The organism is Sphingobium sp. SA916 (assembly GCF_002894065.1).
In the GTDB taxonomy this organism is placed as follows: Bacteria; Pseudomonadota; Alphaproteobacteria; order Sphingomonadales; family Sphingomonadaceae; genus Sphingobium; species Sphingobium fuliginis.
On sequence record NZ_LXYF01000112.1, the window covers coordinates 1 to 2,472 of the forward strand.

Sequence of the window (2,472 nt, forward strand, 5' to 3'; positions counted from 1 at the left end):
CAACTCCGCCCAGGCTCCTTACGTCGCCCAAGCTCCTTACGTCGCCCAAGCTCCTTACGTCGCCCAAGCTCCTTACGTCGCCCAAGCTCCTTACGTCGCCCAAGCTCCTTACGTCGCCCAAGCTCCTTACGTCGCCCCGGCTCAATCCTTCCGCTGCGGCACCGTGAAAGTCCCCGACACGCGCCCGCCCGAGCCGCTCCCGGAAATCCCCGGACCGCCGCCCCCGGCAGCCCGCCCGTCCACGGTCGAGCGCCCGCTGGTCAGGTCGATCACCAGCCGCCCCCCGGTCAGCCGGTTCGCCCCCTGCGTCAGCGACACATTGCCCAGCATGGTGATCAGCCTGCTGTTGAGGTCGTAGATCGCGACATTGCCCTTCGCCGTCTGGTCCGCCTTGCGCACCACGACATTGCCGGACGCATCGATCCGGTCGATCTCCACGCCGCCCGGCCCGGTCCCGCCCCCCGGCTGGTTCCGGTAAGCCACCGTCATCCGCGCCGCATTCAGCGTCATGCCCGCCTGCGTCACCTCGACATTGCCCGACACCACGACGCGGTCGGCGCGGTCCTGCACCTCGATCCGGTCGGCGGTGAAGTTGACCGGCGCATTGCTGTCATGATTCTTCAGCACCTGCGCGTCCGCCCCCGCATAAAGGAGGCCCGCCGCGCCCAACGCGCCCAGCGACAGCAAAAGAAGGGGCTTTCTCATCACCTTTGCCCTTTGAGACCATTTTGTTCGATACGCAAGCTCGCCCGCCCGTTCAGCGTCACCGTCCGCGCGCTCAGGTCGGCCTCCAGATGGTCGCCGCTGAACGTCCCGATGGGTATCCGCCCGTCGACCCGCCCCGCGCTCTGCATCCGCCGCGTCTTGAGGTCCACGCCCACGTCCCGCGTGGTCATCCGGTATCCGCCCTCCGACTGGAACTGCACCGGCCCGTCGATCGCGACCCGCTCCGTATCCATGTCGTACCGCCCCTTCTGCGCCCGCAGCAGCGCCTGCCCGTCGGACAGCAGGATCCGCGCCGACATGTCGTTAAGGTCGACGATCGGCTCGCGCGAACTCTTCTGCACGGCAGAACCCGCCCGCAGGGAAAAGGGCTGTCCCTTGCTGTCCTCCCCGCGATAGAGCGCCTCGGTCACGCGCATCCGTTCCTTCGCCACCTCGACCTTGTTCTTGTCGAGCACGAAGCTCACCTTGTCCCCCCCGGTGAAGGGCGCCGTCGCCAGCAACGCCGCCAGCACGCCCACCGACACCGGCAACCAGTTCTTGAGCAGCCCGACCAGGCGGTCGTGGCTCCCCCCCGGCCGCGCCCAGTGACGGCGCACATTGCGTTGCTGATCGGCCTGTATCGACATGGGTTCAGCCCTCACATATGCGCGAAGATGTCGATCTCCGGCCAACCCGCCAGGTCCAGCTCCGCCCGGTGCGGCAGGAAATCGAAACAGGCCTGCGCCAGTTCCATCCGCCCCTCGCGCACCAGCCGCTTGTCCAGCTCCGCCTTCAACGCATGCAGGTACCGGACGTCCGACGCCGCATAATCCTTCTGCGCGTCGGACAGCACGGGCGCCCCCCAGTCGCTCGACTGCTGCTGCTTGCTGATCTCCTGCCCCAGCAGCTCGCGCACCAGTTCTTTAAGGCCATGCCGGTCGGTATAGGTCCGCACCAGCCGCGACGCGATCTTGGTGCAATAGACGGGCGCCGCCACCACGCCCAGATAATGGCGGATCGCCGCAATGTCGAAACGCCCGAAATGATAGAGCTTCAGCCGCTCCGGATCGGCCAGCGCCGCGCGCAGGTTCGGCGCGGCATAATCGCTGCCGGGGTTGAAGCGGACCAGATGCTCGTCCCCCCCGCCGTCGCTGATCTGCACGACGCACAGGCGGTCGCGGGGCGTGATCAGCCCCATGGTTTCGGTGTCGACGGCGATCGGGCCGGGGGCAAGGACGCCCTCGGGCAAATCCTCTTCATGGAAATGGACGGTCATGATTCCCCTCTATGGCCAAAGCCGCCGGTTCGCAATCGCCCCTTGGCGACCGGGAACGAAAGGCGACCGGGGCGGTCGCAAAGCCGCCATTTTCAGGCCTTTTGCCCGCCTCAAAAATCATTCGCCTGTCCCGGAAAAGTTGATATAGTGATTCCCAAACCGCGCGTGAGCGGTGGATTCTGCATGTCATTCGCCCGACATGCTTGTCTGGTTTAGTCTGGGGCGAAGCGAAAGTGACCAACAGGGCATGAGTTTTGATAGAGGTCGCCGCGGCGGGCGCGGCAAGGACAAGCGCGACAGTTTCGGCGACGACAGTTTCTATGAAGGCGGCCGTGGCGGCTTCGGCGGTGGGTTCGACCGCGGCGGTTTCGGTGGTGATCGTGGTGGCTTCGGCGGCGGCGACCGCTTCGGTGGCGGCGGCGGTGGTGGCTTCGGCGGCGACCGTGGCGGTTTCGGCGGCGGCGGTGGCGGCGGCTTTGGCGGTGGTCGCG

General features: G+C 66.7%; 3 protein-coding genes and 1 pseudogene. 1 reads left to right on the forward strand and 3 read right to left on the reverse strand.

Annotation, left to right across the window (positions count from 1 at the left end):
* Nucleotides 1–141 precede the first annotated feature (141 nt).
* The 3 genes from A8G00_RS24590 to A8G00_RS24600 are packed head-to-tail and all read right to left on the reverse strand — an operon-like array spanning nt 142 to nt 1,981.
* On the reverse strand, nt 142–705 hold the full coding sequence (locus A8G00_RS24590) for an LptA/OstA family protein (protein ID WP_025552210.1): 564 nt from the start codon (nt 703–705) through the stop codon (nt 142–144).
* Nucleotides 705–1,352, reverse strand: coding sequence for an LPS export ABC transporter periplasmic protein LptC (gene lptC, locus A8G00_RS24595; RefSeq protein ID WP_044661371.1), 648 nt, complete (start codon nt 1,350–1,352; stop codon nt 705–707). Before lptC ends, A8G00_RS24590 begins: the two co-directional genes overlap by 1 nt.
* Before the next feature lie 11 nt (nt 1,353–1,363).
* Nucleotides 1,364–1,981 carry a ribonuclease D gene (locus A8G00_RS24600; RefSeq protein WP_025552208.1) on the reverse strand — a complete coding sequence of 206 codons (618 nt, stop codon included), beginning with the start codon at nt 1,979–1,981 and terminating at the stop codon, nt 1,364–1,366.
* 247 nt (nt 1,982–2,228) lie between these two features.
* On the opposite strand from A8G00_RS24600, the pseudogene A8G00_RS25760 reads away from it, so the two are divergent.
* Nucleotides 2,229–2,472, forward strand: a pseudogene (locus A8G00_RS25760) (cold-shock protein); the annotation flags it as partial.